Genomic DNA, 17395 nt, shown 5'->3' with positions numbered 1-17395 from the left:
CGCGTCCGAAATTCCTACATCCTCGGTACTACATGCTTAGTCAGTCTTTACATTCGCACGCCAGCTGCGGACAGACACGCCACTAACGAACTAGCCTGATTAGATTTAGCACTTCAGCCCCAGGCAGGACATCCATGCGATCTCTTTTGGGTTTGACCTCTCTTGATCCCCGTCTTAAGAGCGGAAGCTAGGGAGAGAGGGCTCTTAGCAGGTTATTAAGCTGCTAAAGCGTAGTTTTCGTCGTTTGCGACTATTTTTTTGCGGCTTTTTACGAGGCCAACCGCCCCTCGGCATGCACCTTGGGTTTCGCAAATCCCGTCGAATCCAGAATCAGCCCCAATGTGTACGTTGAGTATAACAGATTTATGAATGTGCTTACCAGCCCTCGTTTCGAGGATTATAGCGGCGGGTTGGGTGAAAAATCAGCATCAACAACGATATAGCGTGAGGGCCAGAGAACTGACCCTCATTAAGAAGGGGAATTAACGGCCAGCGTGTTTCATGATCCGGGCTTTATCCACCGCCCACTCACGATCTTTTATATCGGTACGCTTGTCGTGCTGTTTCTTACCTTTTGCTACGCCGATTTTTACTTTGCACCAGGCGTTTTTCCAGTAAAGAGAAAGCGCAACTACGGTGTAACCTTCACGGTTAATACGTCCATAGAGGTTATCCAGCTCCCGCTGATTTAGCAGTAGCTTGCGGGTACGCGTCGGATCGCAGACGTAGTGGGTGGAAGCCACAGCCATTGGGGTAAAATTAGCGCCGAACAGATAAGCCTCGCCATCTTTTAGGATGACGTAGCTATCGCCGATGTTGGCTTTGCCTGCACGCAGAGATTTTACTTCCCAACCCTGCAGGGCGAGACCAGCCTCGTATTCATCTTCGATAAAGTATTCATGACGGGCGCGTTTATTCAGCGCAATGGTGGCTGATCCAGGTTTGTGGGCTTTTTTCTTAGTCATAGTATCCTGAAGTCATCGTCTTAAAACAGTCGTACCTCAATCCATCCTGCGAGGTGTAATGGGCTATCTTAGCACGAGTTGCAGTACAGCGTTTTTTTTAGCAGCAGATAAATGATATTATTTGCGCCGTGTTTATATGTGGAACCTGCTATGCCTCAGATTAGCCGTACCGCGCTGGTGCCCTTCAGCGCGGAACAGATGTATCAACTCGTAAACGATGTGAAGTCCTACCCTGATTTTTTGCCTGGCTGCACCGGTAGCCGTGTGCTGGAACTTGGGCCGACGCAAATGACTGCGGCGGTTGATGTGTCCAAAGCTGGCATCAGCAAGACTTTCACTACCCGCAATACGCTAACTAGCAACCAGAGCATTTTGATGAGCCTGGTCGATGGGCCGTTCAAAAAACTGATTGGCGGCTGGACGTTTATTCCGTTAAGTCCGGAGGCGTGCAAAATTGAGTTTCATCTCGATTTTGAATTCACCAATAAGCTGATTGAAATGGCTTTTGGCCGCATCTTTAAAGAACTGGCCATGAACATGGTGCAGGCGTTTACGGTCCGCGCTAAAGAGGTCTACAGTGTCGGCTAACATCGTTGTTGAAGTGGCCTATGCGTTGCCGGAAAAGCAGTATCTGCAGAGCGTCAGGTTGGAGGCGGGGGCGACGGTTGAGCAGGCGATTGTCGCCAGCGGTCTCTTGACGTTACGCGATGATATTAATCTGGCAAAGAACAAAGTGGGCATCTATAGCCGCCCGGCAAAACTACATGATGAAGTGCATGATGGAGATCGTGTGGAAATTTATCGCCCGCTTATTGCTGACCCGAAAGAGCTGCGTCGCCAGCGGGCCGAGAAAAGCGCTGGAAAGTAATCATTTTTCAGACATTAAAAAAGCGCTCATTGAGCGCTTTTTTGCATTTTACGGCCTTACTCGGTAGTCAGAGCAGGTTTGTTATCTATATTAGTCAACACTCCACTGCTGTCGAAAGTCAGGGTAAGAGTCTGCTGGGTGACTTTTTCATGCCCAGGCTGCTGACGGAAAACATAGAACCAGGTGTTGGTACCAAACGGATCCGACATCATTGGAGTACCCAGTGCATAGGCGACCTGTTGTTGTGTCATGCCGACCCGAATTTTTGCTACATCGGTCGGTGCCAGATAGTTACCCTGGTTGATGTCAGGACGGTAAACCACTCGTTCCAGAGTGGAACAGCCTGCGGTCAACATAAGAAGAACCGCTGCGGCAGCAGTCAGCGTTTTACAGCGCATAGTGATTTGATTCCTTTTTGGGCCCGAGCAGTACGTGGCTCATCTGTAATATGCCGATGATAATAGACCTTTGCCCGGTTGGGAACCTTCGGCTGCAGGTCTATCGGCAATTTGCTGTTCACTATGACTCTGCGAAAATCAAAAAGTTTACGCAGCGAGCAACTCTTTCGCGTTTGCCAGGGTGTTGCGGGTGACCTCGCTACCGCCTAGCAGACGGGCTAATTCCTGCAAACGTGCACGTTTATCCAGAGGGTGCATATGCGTTTCCGTCATCTCCCCATCGGTTTCCTTACAGACGAAGAAATGATGATGACCGCAGCCCGCCACCTGAGGTAGATGGGTTACACACATCACCTGGGTTGATTCACCTAACTGGCGCAGCAGTTTGCCAACTACCGCTGCCGTCGGACCGCTAATACCGACATCCACCTCATCGAAAATCAATGCCGGCGTTTCCATTTTCCGTGCGGTGATAACCTGAATCGCCAGCGCGATACGAGAGAGTTCGCCTCCGGAAGCGACTTTGGCTATCGACTGTAGCTGTTGCCCGGGGTTTGTGGTTACTCGGAATTCTATATGGTCTGCACCTTCGGCGGTAAGGTGACGTTCATCAAACGAGACATCAATGGCGAACACACCGTGCGGCATGGAAAGTAAGTGCATACTCTCCGTAATCAGTTGGGTCAGCTCATCGGCACTGCTCTGGCGCAGGGCGTGCAGCTGCTTTGCCGTATCCAGCGCTAACTGATGGTGATCGACTACCATTTGACCGAGGGATTCCAGAGAACCTGCGCTATCGTCCAGAAGACGCTGCTCTTCCAGCAAAGCCTGATGGAATGCCGGAAGCTCTTCGGGCGTAATCTGATACTTACGTGCCAGGGCAATTTGTCGTGAGATACGCTGTTCCAACTCAAACAGACGGTTCGGATCGAGATCGAGACGGTCATTATAATGGCGTAGCTCATCGGTGGCTTCGATGAGCTGGATAGACGCCTCTTCCAGCATATCCAGCACCCCTGAAAGTTTGCTATCCATACTAACCAACTCATTTACCAGCTGTTTAGTGGTATAAAGCTGGCTTTGCAGATTGGCTTCTTCACCATCTGCCAGCACCGTTAGCGCATGTTGGCAGACGGTCAAGAGTTGGCCACTATTCGCCAGACGTTTGTACTCTTCATCAATTTGCTCAAATTCACCCGACAGCGGACTGAATTCGTTTAACTCTTTCAATTGATATTGCAGCAGATCCGCACGAGCTGCGCGTTCCTGACTTTGCTGCTGATGCTGAGCCAATTCGCGGCAGCTTTGATGCCACTGGCAATAGTGTTCAGCCATACGCTGAGTAAGTACATACTCACCGGTATAGCTATCAAGCAGTGTCTTCTGATGTTCGGATTTAGTCAGTAACTGGTGTGCATGCTGGCCGTGGATCTGGATTAGCTGCTGACCCAGCTCGCGAAGCTGGGAGAGAGGGACTGCGGTACCATTGATGAAGCCGCGGGAGCGACCGTCTGCGCTAATAACGCGGCGAAGTAAACACTCACGTCCGCTTTCCAGTTGGTTCAGTTCCAGCCAACGTTGAGCTGCGGGTGTATCTTTCAGGGAGAAGCGTGCGCATAAATCAGCCCGGCTGGCGCCTCTGCGCACCATGTCGGCTTCAGCCCGACCACCGAGGCACAGCCCCAGCGCGTCGATAGCAATCGATTTACCAGCACCGGTTTCACCGGTGATGGCGGTCATACCGTTGTGAAAATCGATTTCCAGCTCACGAACGATAGCAAAATTACTGATAGTGAGTTGTGCCAACATAGCTGCCTTCCTGTATGAAAAACCATTACTGTGTTTTCGTACAGTATAAACTGGTTTTTTATCCAGTAAAGAGGCAGGCTACAAAATCAGAACAATTTTTTCGACCAGCCAAGCTTGGTGCTTAATGTATTGAAATAGCTGTAGTCTTTGGGATGGATGAGATTGAGATGATAATCGCAGCGGCGGATTAGCACATCTTCACCATCCTGAATGGGGAGTGCTATCTGGCTGTCGCAGCTAATTTCAAGGTCGCTGCAGCGCTGAGAAAAGCGCAGGCGGATGGTGCTGTCGCCGTTAATCACTAGCGGGCGGGCAGAAAGCGTATGCGGGAACATGGGCACCAGGGTAATAGCGTCCAGCGATGGTGTGAGGATTGGGCCGCCAGCGGAGAGTGAATAGGCGGTGGAGCCGGTCGGTGTGGAGATAATCAGGCCGTCGGAACGTTGAGAGAAGGCAAAAACCTCATCGATATAGACTTCGAACTCAATCATGTGCGCGACTTTACCAGGATGCAGGACGACTTCGTTAATTGCTGTGCTGATGCGTTTCTGGCAATCCTGCTGGCATACCTGTGCTTCTAATAAGAAGCGTTTTTCGGCGATGTAGTGGCCTTCGAGAACATCGGCAAGTTGCTGTAGCGCATTATCCGGGTCGAGGTCGGTCAGAAAACCGAGATTACCGCGGTTAATCCCAATAACGTTAATGTCGTAGCGCGCCAGGGTGCGCGCCGCGCCGAGCATATTGCCGTCGCCGCCAACGACAACGGCGAGATCGGCCTGCTGACCAATTTCCGCCAGTGTCCCGGTCTTAACGTTGCTAAGCTGTAGTTCATGAGCAATTTGCTGCTCAACCAGCACTTCATAACCTTTGCTGGACAGCCAGCGCCAGAGCATTTCATGTGTGGTCAGCGCGGTTGGGTGACGAGGGTGTCCCACAATGCCTATACACTTGAAGTGGTTCTTCATGATCTGGATGTCCTTGCGTTAAATGAATAGTGACAATCTGGCCGTGTTCACTTGAAACCCGGAAACTGATCCCCATAATAAGCGAAGTTAGCGAGATGAATGCGAAAAAAACGCGGAGAAATTCATGAGTAGTAAAGAACAGAAAACGCCTGAGGGGCAAGCCCCGGAAGAAATTATCACGGAGCAGCACGACGACGTTGAGGCGCTAGAGCCTGAAGTTTCGGCTGAGCAGGTGGATCCGCGCGATGAAACCATTGCGAATCTGGAAGCACAGCTTGTTGAAGCACAGAAGCGTGAACGTGAAGTGATGCTACGTGCGAAAGCTGATGAAGACAACTTGCGCCGTCGTACCGAGTTGGATATTGAAAAAGCGCATAAATTCGCGCTGGAGAAGTTCGTCAATGAATTGCTGCCGGTAATCGATAGCCTGGATCGCGCACTGGAAGTGGCTGATAAAGCGAATCCGGATATGGCTCCGATGGTTGAAGGTATTGAGCTCACGTTGAAGTCAATGCTCGATGTTGTACGTAAGTTCGGCGTGGAAGTGATTGCTGATACCGACGTGCCTTTGGATCCGAACGTGCATCAGGCCATTGCGATGGTTGAGTCTGAAGATGTCGCGGCTGGCAAGGTACTGGGTGTGATGCAGAAGGGCTATACCCTGAATGGTCGTACTATTCGCGCTGCGATGGTGACCGTGGCGAAAGCCAAGTAAATGACTTTAAACGGCTACCTACGGTAGCCGTTTTGCTATAAATGGTGAACCGAAGTTTGCTGTGCTCTTGTGGATTAGCCGTTACTCCGCAACGCTCTCGCGAATGGGCTTCACCGGCATTACCTTCACCTGTTTAATCATATTCTCCTGAACATCAAGAATATCGATATCATACTGTTCGATGCGTACGCGCGTGCCTGGCGCCGGGATCTCTTCAAGAGCTTCGAGGATAATTCCGTTAATCGTCCTGGCTTCATCTTCCGGCAGATGCCAGTTAAACGCTTTGTTAATTTCACGTACGTTGGCGGTGCCGTCAATAATCACTGAGCCATCGTTAAGCGGCGTGACTTCTTCTGCAAGCGTTGGCGACATTGATGTTGTGAAATCACCTACGATCTCTTCGAGGATATCTTCAACCGTCACCAGGCCCTGAATATCGCCATACTCATCAACCACCAGGCCAACTTTCTTCTTATTACGCTGGAATTTCACCAGTTGGGTGCTGAGCGGCGTGCCTTCTGGTACGAAGTAAATTTCATCGGCGGCGCGCAGCATCACCTCTTTAGTGAATTCTTTTTTCTCCGTCATCAGGCGATAGGCTTCGCGTACGCGCAGCATACTCATCGCGTCGTCCAGGGTATCGCGGTACAGCACAATGCGTCCGTGTGGAGAATGGGTCAACTGACGAACAATTGACTTCCAGTCGTCGTTAATATCTATGCCGACGATTTCGTTGCGGGGAACCATGATGTCGTCAACGCTGACTTTCTCCAGGTCCAGCACGGATAGCAGCATGTCCTGGTTACGGCGGGAGATTTGCGATCGCGATTCATTAACGATGGTACGTAATTCATCTTTACTTAATGCGCCACTGATAACGATGTCGGTTTTGATGCCCATCATGCGCATCAGAACTCGGGTGATGGTGTTGAGCAGCCACACCAGCGGCATCATCAGTATTTGCAGAGGGGCTAGCAGGAAACTGCTTGGGTAAGCGACCTTCTCCGGATAAAGCGCAGCAATTGTTTTTGGTAGCACCTCGGCAAACACCAGCACCACAAAGGTCAGGACACCAGTGGCAATCGCGACGCCGACGTCACCATACAGGCGCATACCAACAATGGTGCCCAGCGCCGAGGCGAGGATATTGACGAGGTTATTGCCGATAAGCACCAGGCTGATTAAACGATCGGGTTTGCGTAGCAGCTTTTCGACGCGTTTTGCCTGGCGGTTGCCTTGCTTTGCCATATGGCGCAGACGATAGCGGTTTAGCGTCATCATGCCGGTTTCTGAACCGGAGAAATAGGCCGAGATAATCACCATAATGATCAGAGTAACGATCAGCGTGGTGGTGGAGATATGTTCCACTTAGGGTTCCTTAAAGACTTAACTCATGAACTGTTGTAATACGCGGCTACCGAAGTAAGCCAGCGTCAGCAGCCCTGCACCAGTCACGTTGAACCAGACGACCCGGCGTCCGCGCCACCCTTCATGATAGTGGCCCCAAAGCAGGACGATATAGACGAACCATGCCACGATTGACAACACTGCTTTATCAATATTTTCCGCACTGAACAGGTTATGCATGTAGAACAGCCCGGTACACAGCGTCAGAGTTAGCAGAACTACGCCGATCTGGGTGATATGAAACATTTTACGCTCAATGCTCATGAGTGGCGGCATTTCGCTGCTAAAGGCCAGTCGTTTATTTTTTAATTGATAGTCAATCCACGCCAGCTGTAGTGCATAAAGGGCTGCGATAATTAGCGTAGCATAGGAGAAAAGCGACAGGCCGATATGCACCAACATACCCGGCGTGGTTTCCAGGTGCGTGATGTACTCGTTCGGCATAAAGGTGGCGAAAGCGAGGTTGATCAACGCAAAGGTGTAGACGATAGGCAGCAATAACCAACCGCGATTACGTGACGCAACTATGGTCATTACCGTACAAATCATCAGGCTAACCAGCGATCCCACGTTTAATAAACTGAGGTTTTGCCCGCTTTCGCCGCCAGGGAAAATGCGTGACTCCAACGCAAAGGCGTGACAAATCAACGCAATAGTTGCGGAAAGAATCGCCATCCGCCGCCAACTGCTATTTTTTTGCAGCAGGCCAGGGACGATCAGCGCGAGGCTGATGGAATAGGCGACAAGGGCGAGTAGAGCAAAAACAGGCATATGGGCGTCGACTGTTGACTAAATAGTAAAGAGAAGCAGTATAACGTCACGTGACTCAGGCTCCAACCGTTGCAGCACATTCGCGTTTATGTCGTGTTATACTGCGGCAATTCCATTTTTTTGTGTCGCTGCGGCGACCGACCGTTTCCACCTCAGGCGAGAGACAATGTTTGATAATTTAACCGATCGTTTGTCGCGTACGCTGCGCAACATTAGCGGCCGCGGACGCCTTACCGAAGACAATATTAAAGATACCCTGCGCGAAGTGCGTATGGCGCTGCTGGAGGCGGACGTCGCTCTGCCTGTAGTCCGTGACTTTATCAGCCGTGTAAAAGAAAGCGCGGTAGGCCATGAAGTTAACAAAAGCCTGACCCCAGGCCAGGAGTTCGTCAAAATTGTGCGCAACGAGTTGGTTGCGGCGATGGGCGAAGAGAACCAGGCGTTGGATTTAGCCGCACAGCCCCCAGCCGTTGTGCTGATGGCGGGCCTGCAAGGTGCAGGTAAAACGACCAGCGTGGCTAAGCTGGGTAAATTCCTGCGTGAAAAGCACAAGAAGAAAGTGCTGGTTGTCTCTGCGGACGTTTATCGTCCGGCGGCGATCAAACAGCTGGAAACGCTGGCTGAGCAGGTTAGCGTCGATTTCTTCCCGTCTGACGTTGGCCAGAAACCGGTTGATATCGTTAACGCCGCGCTGAAAGAAGCGAAGCTGAAGTTCTACGACGTGCTGCTGGTGGATACCGCCGGCCGTCTGCACGTCGATGAAGCGATGATGGATGAGATCAAACAGGTCCATGCCTCGCTTAACCCGGTAGAAACCCTGTTCGTTGTCGATGCGATGACTGGTCAGGATGCGGCGAATACGGCGAAGGCGTTTAACGAAGCGTTGCCGTTGACTGGGGTCGTGCTGACCAAAGTGGACGGCGACGCCCGCGGTGGTGCAGCGCTCTCGATTCGTCATATCACCGGCAAGCCGATTAAATTCCTCGGCGTCGGTGAGAAAACCGAAGCGCTGGAGCCGTTCCATCCGGACCGTATCGCTTCGCGTATCCTGGGTATGGGCGACGTGCTGTCGCTGATCGAAGATATCGAAAGTAAAGTCGACCGCGCGCAGGCTGAGAAGCTGGCCTCCAAGCTGAAAAAAGGCGACGGTTTTGACCTGACTGACTTTCTTGAACAGCTGCGTCAGATGAAAAACATGGGCGGTATGGCCAGCCTGATGGGCAAACTGCCGGGCATGGGGCAGATCCCGGATAACGTCAAATCACAGATGGATGACAAGGTGCTGGTGCGTATGGAAGCGATCATCAATTCGATGACGCTGAAAGAACGTGCTAAACCAGAAATTATCAAAGGCTCGCGCAAGCGCCGTATCGCCGCAGGTTGCGGAATGCAGGTGCAGGATGTGAACCGTTTGCTCAAACAGTTTGACGATATGCAGCGCATGATGAAGAAGATGAAGTCGAAAGGCGGCATGATGAAGATGATGCGGGGCATGAAGGGGATGATGCCTCCGGGATTTCCTGGCCGCTAAAACAAGGGTATAAGGCTATCTTGTTTGCCATTTTAGCTCCGGGGTGTGCTCGACAAAACACCAACGTGTTTTGAACGCCCTTTTGGGCGGCCCGGAGGGCGAGCGGAGCGAGTAAATGTTCACGTACTACGTGTACGCTCCGCTTTCTGCGCGCACGCCGGAACTAAACTAGCTGCATCGATATACGCCTTCTATCCCTTGTTTAATGCTCAGTACCAAGATGCTGATTGCAATTTCCCCAGAAATCAGTAAAATTTTCGGGCTTTTAATATGACACCGGGCTCCGTTCCTCGATGGGGCCCGGTGTTTTATTCACACAAGAGGATGTTATGGTTACTATTCGTTTAGCACGTCACGGCGCAAAAAAGCGTCCGTTCTACCAGGTTGTTGTTACCGACAGCCGTAATGCACGCAACGGTCGCTTCATTGAGCGCGTTGGTTTCTTCAACCCGATCGCTTCTGCGAACGAAGAAGAAACGCGTCTGGATCTGGATCGTATCGCTCACTGGGTTGGCCTGGGCGCTACTGTTTCCGATCGCGTTGCAACGCTTATCAAAGCAGCAAACAAAGCAGCTTAATCTGTCACGGTGGTCATGATGAGCAAGCAACACACCGCACAAGCACCTGTTGATCCGATTGTATTGGGCAAGATGGGTTCTTCCTACGGTATCCGTGGTTGGCTCAGAGTGTTTTCCTCCACCGAAGACGCCGAAAGCATTTTTGACTATCAGCCCTGGTTAATCCAGAGAGCGGGTCAGTGGCAGGTCGTTGAGCTGGAAAGCTGGCGCCACCATAATCAGGATATCGTCATCAAGCTGAAAGGCATTGACGATCGCGATACTGCGAATCTATTGACCAATTGCGAAATTGTTGTGGATTCTTCGCAGTTGCCTGCGCTTGAAGAGGGTGATTATTACTGGAAAGACCTTATGGGTTGCCAGGTAGTAACCACTGAAGGCTATGGTCTCGGTAAAGTCATCGACATGATGGAAACCGGGTCTAATGACGTTCTCGTCATCAAGGCAAACCTGAAAGATGCATTTGGTATCAAGGAGCGGTTGGTTCCGTTCCTCGATGGGCAGGTTATCAAGAAAGTCGATCTCACTACTCGTACAATCGAAGTAGATTGGGATCCTGGTTTTTAAATTCTCCGGATAAACGGTAAATAAACGGCACTATGGGGATTGGCTTGTGTTTATAGGTATCGTTAGCCTGTTTCCTGAAATGTTCCGCGCAATTACCGATTACGGGGTGACTGGCCGGGCAGTAAAAAATGGCCTGCTGAACATCCAGAGCTGGAGTCCTCGTGACTTCGCGCATGACCGGCACCGTACCGTGGACGATCGTCCTTACGGCGGCGGACCGGGGATGTTAATGATGGTGCAACCTTTACGGGATGCCATTCATGCAGCAAAAGCCGCGGCAGGTGAAGGCGCAAAGGTGATTTATCTGTCACCTCAGGGACGCAAGCTTGATCAAGCTGGCGTCAGCGAACTGGCAACGAATCAGAAACTGATTTTGGTGTGTGGTCGCTATGAAGGCGTAGATGAGCGCGTAATCCAAACCGAAATTGACGAAGAATGGTCAATCGGCGATTACGTTCTTAGCGGTGGTGAACTACCAGCAATGACGCTGATTGACTCTGTTTCCCGGTTTATTCCGGGAGTTTTGGGTCATGAGGCTTCGGCAACGGAAGATTCCTTTGCTGATGGATTACTGGATTGCCCACACTATACCCGTCCTGAAGTGTTAGAAGAGATGGAAGTACCGCCAGTATTGCTGTCGGGAAACCATGCTGAGATACGTCGCTGGCGTCTGAAGCAGTCGCTGGGCCGGACCTGGCTTAGAAGACCTGAACTTTTGGAAAACCTGGCTCTGACTGAAGAGCAAGCAAGGTTGCTGGCGGAGTTCAAAAAGGAACTCGCACAACAGCAACATAAACATGATGGGCAGGCGTAAGCCCCCAATATCAGTTTACCCAGGATAAGAGATTAAATTATGAGCAACATTATTAAGCAACTTGAACAAGAACAGATGAAGCAGGACGTACCTTCCTTCCGTCCGGGTGATACCGTGGAAGTGAAAGTATGGGTTGTTGAAGGTTCCAAAAAACGTCTGCAGGCATTCGAGGGCGTGGTTATCGCTATTCGTAACCGCGGTCTGCACTCTGCATTCACTGTTCGTAAAATTTCCAACGGCGAAGGCGTTGAGCGTGTTTTCCAGACTCACTCTCCGGTAGTTGACAGCATTTCTGTCAAACGTCGTGGTGCTGTACGTAAAGCTAAACTGTACTACCTGCGTGAGCGTACCGGTAAGTCTGCTCGTATCAAAGAGCGTCTTAACTAAGATTCGCTTTCGCGACATCCTGAATGAAAGGGCTGGCCTGATGGGCTGGCCCTTTTTTTATCTTCATTTTAACCATTTTGTTGTGAATCATTTACAATGTCGCCCTCATCTGGAGGGGCGGTGGTCAGCAATATTTTTCATCAATCAGCATCTCAAGGGCGGGCTACATGGCTGGCGCTGTTTGCGATCCTGCTGATCGTGGTGGCTCCGCTGATTTCAATCTCCCTGCAAAAAGATCCGATGAGCGGTATGCATCATACGATGATGGACATGCCGCATGACATGTCATCATCTGAAATGACCATGATACAGAGTGATACGACTGTCATACAGACGTCACACCACATGCCAGCCGATCATGCGGAGGCCTGCGGTTACTGTGTGCTGTTGGCTCATGTTCCGGGCTTAATCTTCGCGCTGATGCTGCTGGTCAGCTTGATGCTTCGGCGTCAGCGAGTTCCTGTAGCCCGAAGGGTACTGAAATACTGTTATGACTTTCACTGGCTTTATCCTCACACTCGCGCACCTCCCCGGCAGTCTGCTTCTCCCTTTGCATAAAAAATAAAGTGCGCACTGCGCAACGTTCTCTTTTGCTTTCGAAAAGGAAAAGTATGACTACCTGCACCTCGCGCGCGGCATGGCTAAACCTGCTGCGTCGCCTTCATTTCTATATCGGAATGTTTATCGGGCCGTTTATTTTTGTCGCCGCCCTGACCGGTACGCTGTATGTCGCTACTCCGCAATTGGAAAACTGGCTTTATCAGGATGCTCTTTATGGCACTTTCGATGGGGAAAAACAGCCACTTAGTGCGCAAATGATGGTAGCGAAAGAGGCTACCCAGGGAAATCTCCGTCTACAGGCTGTTCGTCCTGCGATAAGCGCGGGAGAGACAACCCGAGTGATGTTCGCCGATCCTAATCTTGGCGAATCTGAAACGCGGGCAATTTTTGTTGATCCGGTAACCTTGCGGGTGAGAGGCGATATGGCGGTTTACGGTACCAGCGGTATATTACCCCTGCGTCAGTGGATTGATTATGCCCATCGCTCACTGCTCTTGGGTAACGCTGGACGACTGTACAGCGAACTGGCGGCTTCCTGGATGTGGGTTGCCGCTCTCGGAGGGATTGCACTGTGGTCGATGACCCACCCACGTCGTCGGATTAACAATAAGCTGCAGAATAGCCGACGTCTGCATGTATCCCTTGGATGGGCGCTGCTGATTGGCATGCTGCTGTTCTCTGCGACTGGTTTAACCTGGTCGCAATGGGCCGGTGGTAATGTTGATAAGATACGCTCCGCTTTTGGTTGGCTGACGCCGCAGGTGAATACGCAGTTGCAAAATGCAGCTCCAGCAGTTCACGATCCGCATGCAGAACACCATATGGAGGATATGGCTATGGGGGGGATGGCATCGTCCCCGGACGTAGAGGATTTTGACAAGGTTCTGCTGGTTGCTCGCGCGGCGGGTCTGGATGCCAGCAAGCTGGAGATTCGCCCGCCGTCGGGTTCCGGGCGTGCGTGGACGGTAAATGAAATCGACAGGAGCTGGCCTACACAGGTTGATGCTGTAGCGATCGACGGTTCAAATATGCAGATCGTAGATCGTACTCATTTTTCTGACTTTCCATTAATGGCGAAGCTAACCCGCTGGGGCGTTGATTTTCATATGGGGATTCTGTTTGGTCTCGTAAATCAGCTGCTACTTATCGCCTTCGGTACTGCACTCTGCGTGATGATAGTGGTGGGGTACCATTTGTGGTGGATCCGCCGTCCGGTCCATGCGGCGTTTAACCCGGCCGATACGCTAATACAGGCGTGGTTTGGTTTAGCATGGCCCGCTCGTATGGTTACTACCATTATTGCGGCGTTGTTAGGGTTGGCACTGCCGCTAATGGGGATCAGCCTCGCTGTATGTCTCGCCGTTGATTACCTGCGCTGGCGCGTAGCAACGGCGATGATAAGGGCTAAATCAGTCGAGTAGATTGTTTAAGGCGTGCTGATGACGACCGTGACGCGGCGGTTTTCAGCACGTCCTTTTGCAGTATCGTTACTGGCTATCGGGTATTTTTTACCTAATCCGCGGGTTATTAAATTAGTGCGCGGGATATTGGCACCTTCGGCCCATGCATCTGCCACGCTGTTAGCGCGCTTAAGCGATAACATTTCGTTGTAGCTGTCTTCGCCATAATTATCGGTGTGACCTTCCAGGCGACTGTGCGTAATACCGGTCGTAGCCAGACGTGAAGCCATAGTATGGATTTGCTGTTTACTATCTGCGCGCAGATGGTAGTCGTTTTTGTCAAATAAGATGGTGTCAGATAATCCTAATGACCAGTCGCCGTTAGTTTCAGTGAAGCCATATGATTTCATTGCTGTAATTTGTTCCGCAGAAAATTTCCCTTGTGGGGCCTGGCAGCCGGTGAGAAAAAGCGCGGCCAGTAAAGCAGGAGCAAAATATTTTCCGATCATCGTGATTCCTTTTATTTTTGCGTGTGCTGTAAGCGCCGGTGTTTCATCCGATACATATTTTGATCGGCAAGCTCTTGCAGATTTTCCGCTGAGGCATGTTCCCAGGTTAAAGCATAACCCATACTCAGTGACAGCCTGGCGGTGTGGCCGTTATGTAGATTAAACGGCTGGAGAAACTGTTCGGATAACGAATGGCAGAGCGCCTGGACTTCAGCCTCTGTACGAACATTACGCAGCAAAATGGCAAATTCATCGCCGCCCAGACGCCATGCCTGGTGCTGTTTACCAACAAAAGTCATAAGGCGGCTGGCGACTTCGATTAATACTTTGTCGCCTGCGGCATGACCCCAATTATCGTTAATGTATTTGAAGTTATCGCCATCGAGAAACAGCAATGCAGAACTACTGCGTACGGTTTCGTCTTTCATTAACTCATTAATGACATTGCGAAAAGCGGCTCTGTTAGCGAGTCCGGTCAACGGATCGTGCAGTGAACTGCGCAGGAGCTGGGCATTTTTGGCCTGAAGCTGCTGCTGCCAGTCCTCCATTTCTCCCAGTAGACTGTTAAAGTCCTGGGCAAACAGGTGAAACTCTTCGATATGTTCTTCGGGAACCCGGCGAGAAAAATGACGGTTTTCCCGAATGTCGTGTACCACGTCGGTAATGCTCTGTAGCGCGGTCACAATCCCGCGGTGTAGAGAGTGAGTAAGGAGTAAAGCAATGCATGAGGCCAAAAAAATACTCCCGGTCAGCACAATAATCGAGACGCCGAGAAAGTGGCTTATTAGTTTGTCCAGAGCTGTCAGACGAAGCTCGCCTATTATTTTACCCTGGTGCCAGATAGGTTGCACCGTTGGTTCCGGGAACAGCCATTTACTAATAACGCCGCTGATTTTTTCCTGGTTGACCAGATGATTGTTATGCCATGCCGCAAAGTGTTTTTGTTGGTTATCCAGCACGACTGCTTTGGAAAATTGCCCCTGTCTTCCTAGCGTTGCGAGCGTATCTTCGGCTGCTGAGCTATCACCAAAAACAAGCGCGGCTTCCAGGCTACGTCCCATGGTGGCGGCGGTAAGTTCCAGATTTTTTTGCGCATATTGCTTTAGCGTAAATATGGAGGCTGTGCTGAGCAACAGCCAGACTAAGGTCATGGAGATAACCACGCTTATCATGCTGATACGGCGTAGTGCTTTTTTAAATGTGGGGCGCGGAGCCTGAGAAAGATCCTTATTCATGTGATTTCTTCCGGGCAAGCATCAGTACGTCTGGATTGACCCGCACGCCGCTATGCGTCAGTACATCCAGATTTACGGAAAATCTTACTCTCTCGTCATTTATAAGCAGACAAAAAGCGCTACCAATAGAACAATCAGGATTCTGTTCTGCGATAAGTAATAAGGGGCGGGATCTATATTTGGTTGTAAATTCAGACTGCTCGGTGGGTGATTCACTACCAAAATAAAAACCATCGCAGGTCGTTTGTAAGGCTTCCTCTATATTACGCACAACAATTGGCTGATAGGGCAAAGATTCCGGAGTTTCTTCAGCCAGGCTGCGGATATAACGTGATGTCGAAAAAATGCATAACCTGGGTGGGCCAGATAACTCAGGCCAACGTGTATAGGTCACAATTCCTGAAACGATTGCGCGAACATTTTCAGGAGGTCCGGAGGCAACAGCGGAGATACCCACGATCGATAATACTAAAGTCAAAAAGAGACGGTGAAGAACTGTCATTGCGGATCCGTCTGGTTGTCATTGCGTAGGGATGCAGATCGCTGATACCCGGGCGAAGAATAGCATTATTGGTCAAAATCGTCATTAGCCAGCCCTATGGCTTTAAGATAATTCTCACCAGGATTTTTCGTAAAGGAAAAGGATGAACCGAGACGGCAAGTTTGATTTTTCAGGGTTGTAAATTTAAATGTACATTAATGATGAATTTTAGCGCCTTTTAATTTGCATGTGTAAAGTAAAATTTACGGAATATGGATTGAAATCTTTACTTTCTATGGTATCGTTACGTCATCCTCGTTGAGGAAATAACTATCGCAAACGAGCTATACAGGATCGCAATCATGCAAAAAGACGCGCTGAACAACGTACACATTACCGACGAACATGTTTTGATCACCCCGGATCAGTTGAAGGCTGAATTCCCGCTGAGCGTTGAGCAGGAAGCGCAAATTGCGCAGTCTCGTCAGACTATTTCCGACATTATTGCCGGACGCGATCCGCGTCTGTTAGTGGTGTGTGGTCCTTGCTCAATTCATGATCCAGAAGCTGCGATTGAATATGCTCACCGTTTTAAAGCCCTTGCCGCAGAGGTCAGCGATAGCCTCTATCTGGTAATGCGCGTCTATTTTGAAAAACCTCGTACCACCGTCGGCTGGAAAGGGTTGATTAACGATCCGCATATGGATGGTTCGTTTGATGTTGAAGGTGGTCTGAAGATTGCGCGACATTTGCTGGTTGATCTGGTGAATATGGGGCTGCCGTTAGCAACGGAAGCGCTGGATCCAAATAGTCCTCAGTACCTCGGCGATCTGTTTAGCTGGTCTGCTATTGGTGCGCGTACCACCGAGTCTCAGACTCACCGCGAGATGGCCTCTGGCTTGTCTATGCCGGTGGGTTTTAAAAATGGCACCGACGGGAGCCTGGCGACGGCAATTAACGCCATGCGCGCTGCAGCTATGCCGCACCGTTTTGTCGGTATCAACCAGGCGGGGCAGGTTTGCCTGTTGCAAACTCAGGGCAACCCGAATGGTCATGTGATTCTGCGCGGTGGCAAAGCATCGAACTACGGTCCGGAAGATGTTGAGAAATGTGAAAAAGAGATGACTCAGGCGGGACTGAAACCGTCGCTGATGGTAGATTGCAGCCATGGGAATTCCAATAAAGACTTCCGTCGCCAGCCTGCGGTTGCAGAATCCGTTGTTGCGCAAATCAAAGATGGCAATCGTTCCATAATTGGCCTGATGATTGAGAGTAATATTCATGAAGGTAATCAGTCATCTGAGCAGCCGCGTTGCGATATGAAATACGGTGTATCTGTGACCGATGCCTGTATCAGTTGGGAAACCACCGACGCGTTGCTCCGCGAACTTGATAGGGATCTGCGCAGCCATCTGGCGGCCCGTGTAGTGTAAG

At 50.6% G+C, this 17395-nt stretch carries 20 protein-coding genes and 1 other RNA gene; 11 read left to right on the top strand and 10 right to left on the bottom strand.

Annotated features, from left to right (window positions below):
- Positions 1 to 338, bottom strand: a transfer-messenger RNA (tmRNA) gene (gene ssrA / locus HV127_RS29295); the annotation flags it as partial.
- A 144-nt stretch (positions 339 to 482) separates the two neighbouring features.
- Positions 483 to 965 carry an SsrA-binding protein SmpB gene (gene smpB, locus HV127_RS29290; protein ID WP_110277446.1) on the bottom strand — a complete coding sequence of 161 codons (483 nt, stop codon included), beginning with the start codon at positions 963 to 965 and terminating at the stop codon, positions 483 to 485.
- Positions 966 to 1115: 150 nt separating this feature from the next.
- Here smpB and HV127_RS29285 point away from each other — a divergent pair, with 150 nt between their 5' ends.
- Positions 1116 to 1553 carry a type II toxin-antitoxin system RatA family toxin gene (locus HV127_RS29285; RefSeq protein ID WP_197975057.1) on the top strand — a complete coding sequence of 146 codons (438 nt, stop codon included), beginning with the start codon at positions 1116 to 1118 and terminating at the stop codon, positions 1551 to 1553.
- Positions 1543 to 1833, top strand: a complete 291-nt coding sequence (locus tag HV127_RS29280) for an RnfH family protein (RefSeq protein ID WP_182240495.1) — start codon at positions 1543 to 1545, stop codon at positions 1831 to 1833. The genes HV127_RS29285 and HV127_RS29280 overlap by 11 nt, the downstream gene beginning before the upstream one ends.
- Positions 1834 to 1889: 56 nt before the next feature.
- On the opposite strand, the gene bamE is transcribed toward HV127_RS29280, so the two are convergent.
- From bamE to nadK, 3 genes are all read right to left on the bottom strand, one after another.
- Positions 1890 to 2231: an outer membrane protein assembly factor BamE gene (gene bamE / locus HV127_RS29275; protein ID WP_112217070.1), complete on the bottom strand. Its 342-nt coding sequence runs from the start codon at positions 2229 to 2231 to the stop codon at positions 1890 to 1892.
- A gap of 147 nt (positions 2232 to 2378) precedes the next feature.
- Positions 2379 to 4040 (bottom strand): DNA repair protein RecN, encoded by a 1662-nt coding sequence (gene recN, locus HV127_RS29270; RefSeq protein ID WP_182240493.1) that lies wholly within the window; start codon positions 4038 to 4040, stop codon positions 2379 to 2381.
- Positions 4041 to 4126: 86 nt separating this feature from the next.
- Positions 4127 to 5005, bottom strand: coding sequence for an NAD(+) kinase (gene nadK / locus HV127_RS29265; protein WP_004104646.1), 879 nt, complete (start codon positions 5003 to 5005; stop codon positions 4127 to 4129).
- A 124-nt stretch (positions 5006 to 5129) separates the two neighbouring features.
- Here nadK and grpE point away from each other — a divergent pair, with 124 nt between their 5' ends.
- Positions 5130 to 5720, top strand: coding sequence for a nucleotide exchange factor GrpE (gene grpE / locus HV127_RS29260; RefSeq protein ID WP_110277451.1), 591 nt, complete (start codon positions 5130 to 5132; stop codon positions 5718 to 5720).
- An 81-nt stretch (positions 5721 to 5801) separates the two neighbouring features.
- On the opposite strand, the gene HV127_RS29255 is transcribed toward grpE, so the two are convergent.
- The gene (locus HV127_RS29255; RefSeq protein ID WP_110277452.1) at positions 5802 to 7088 is read right to left on the bottom strand and encodes an HlyC/CorC family transporter; all 1287 of its coding nucleotides are present in this window, start codon (positions 7086 to 7088) and stop codon (positions 5802 to 5804) included.
- A gap of 18 nt (positions 7089 to 7106) precedes the next feature.
- Positions 7107 to 7898 (bottom strand): inner membrane protein YpjD, encoded by a 792-nt coding sequence (locus tag HV127_RS29250; RefSeq protein ID WP_110277453.1) that lies wholly within the window; start codon positions 7896 to 7898, stop codon positions 7107 to 7109.
- Between the two features lie 166 nt (positions 7899 to 8064).
- Here HV127_RS29250 and ffh point away from each other — a divergent pair, with 166 nt between their 5' ends.
- The 7 genes from ffh to HV127_RS29215 all read left to right on the top strand — a co-directional run bounded on the left by ffh (position 8065) and on the right by HV127_RS29215 (position 13757).
- The gene (gene ffh, locus HV127_RS29245) at positions 8065 to 9429 is read left to right on the top strand and encodes a signal recognition particle protein (RefSeq protein WP_110277454.1); all 1365 of its coding nucleotides are present in this window, start codon (positions 8065 to 8067) and stop codon (positions 9427 to 9429) included.
- Between the two features lie 329 nt (positions 9430 to 9758).
- Complete coding sequence (gene rpsP, locus HV127_RS29240) at positions 9759 to 10007, top strand: 30S ribosomal protein S16 (protein ID WP_110277455.1); 249 nt, start codon at positions 9759 to 9761, stop codon at positions 10005 to 10007.
- Positions 10008 to 10025: 18 nt separating this feature from the next.
- Positions 10026 to 10574 (top strand): ribosome maturation factor RimM, encoded by a 549-nt coding sequence (gene rimM / locus HV127_RS29235; RefSeq protein WP_110277456.1) that lies wholly within the window; start codon positions 10026 to 10028, stop codon positions 10572 to 10574.
- A 46-nt stretch (positions 10575 to 10620) separates the two neighbouring features.
- Complete coding sequence (gene trmD / locus HV127_RS29230; RefSeq protein ID WP_182240491.1) at positions 10621 to 11388, top strand: tRNA (guanosine(37)-N1)-methyltransferase TrmD; 768 nt, start codon at positions 10621 to 10623, stop codon at positions 11386 to 11388.
- A 39-nt stretch (positions 11389 to 11427) separates the two neighbouring features.
- A complete protein-coding gene (gene rplS / locus HV127_RS29225) occupies positions 11428 to 11775 on the top strand; it encodes a 50S ribosomal protein L19 (RefSeq protein ID WP_004104634.1) in 348 nt (115 codons plus the stop codon).
- Between the two features lie 120 nt (positions 11776 to 11895).
- Positions 11896 to 12333 (top strand): DUF2946 domain-containing protein, encoded by a 438-nt coding sequence (locus HV127_RS29220; RefSeq protein WP_182240489.1) that lies wholly within the window; start codon positions 11896 to 11898, stop codon positions 12331 to 12333.
- A 53-nt stretch (positions 12334 to 12386) separates the two neighbouring features.
- Positions 12387 to 13757 carry a PepSY-associated TM helix domain-containing protein gene (locus HV127_RS29215; protein ID WP_182240487.1) on the top strand — a complete coding sequence of 457 codons (1371 nt, stop codon included), beginning with the start codon at positions 12387 to 12389 and terminating at the stop codon, positions 13755 to 13757.
- A gap of 5 nt (positions 13758 to 13762) precedes the next feature.
- Here HV127_RS29215 and HV127_RS29210 read toward each other — a convergent pair whose 3' ends face one another.
- The 3 genes from HV127_RS29210 to HV127_RS29200 are packed head-to-tail and all read right to left on the bottom strand — an operon-like array spanning position 13763 to position 15982.
- Positions 13763 to 14245, bottom strand: a complete 483-nt coding sequence (locus HV127_RS29210) for an OmpA family protein (RefSeq protein ID WP_182240485.1) — start codon at positions 14243 to 14245, stop codon at positions 13763 to 13765.
- Positions 14246 to 14256: 11 nt separating this feature from the next.
- Positions 14257 to 15480: a diguanylate cyclase DgcN gene (gene dgcN / locus HV127_RS29205; RefSeq protein WP_182240483.1), complete on the bottom strand. Its 1224-nt coding sequence runs from the start codon at positions 15478 to 15480 to the stop codon at positions 14257 to 14259.
- Positions 15473 to 15982, bottom strand: coding sequence for a YfiR family protein (locus HV127_RS29200; protein WP_182240481.1), 510 nt, complete (start codon positions 15980 to 15982; stop codon positions 15473 to 15475). The genes dgcN and HV127_RS29200 overlap by 8 nt, the downstream gene beginning before the upstream one ends.
- Positions 15983 to 16323: 341 nt before the next feature.
- Between HV127_RS29200 and aroF the strand changes: the two genes are divergently transcribed.
- Positions 16324 to 17394 carry a 3-deoxy-7-phosphoheptulonate synthase AroF gene (gene aroF, locus HV127_RS29195; RefSeq protein ID WP_112217078.1) on the top strand — a complete coding sequence of 357 codons (1071 nt, stop codon included), beginning with the start codon at positions 16324 to 16326 and terminating at the stop codon, positions 17392 to 17394.
- Position 17395 lies beyond the last annotated feature (1 nt).

This window comes from Klebsiella sp. RHBSTW-00215, from assembly GCF_014103785.1.
Lineage (GTDB): Bacteria > Pseudomonadota > Gammaproteobacteria > Enterobacterales > Enterobacteriaceae > Klebsiella.
The sequence above is the reverse complement of the archived record's forward strand: the minus strand, read 5'-3'. Positions and strand labels throughout refer to the sequence as shown.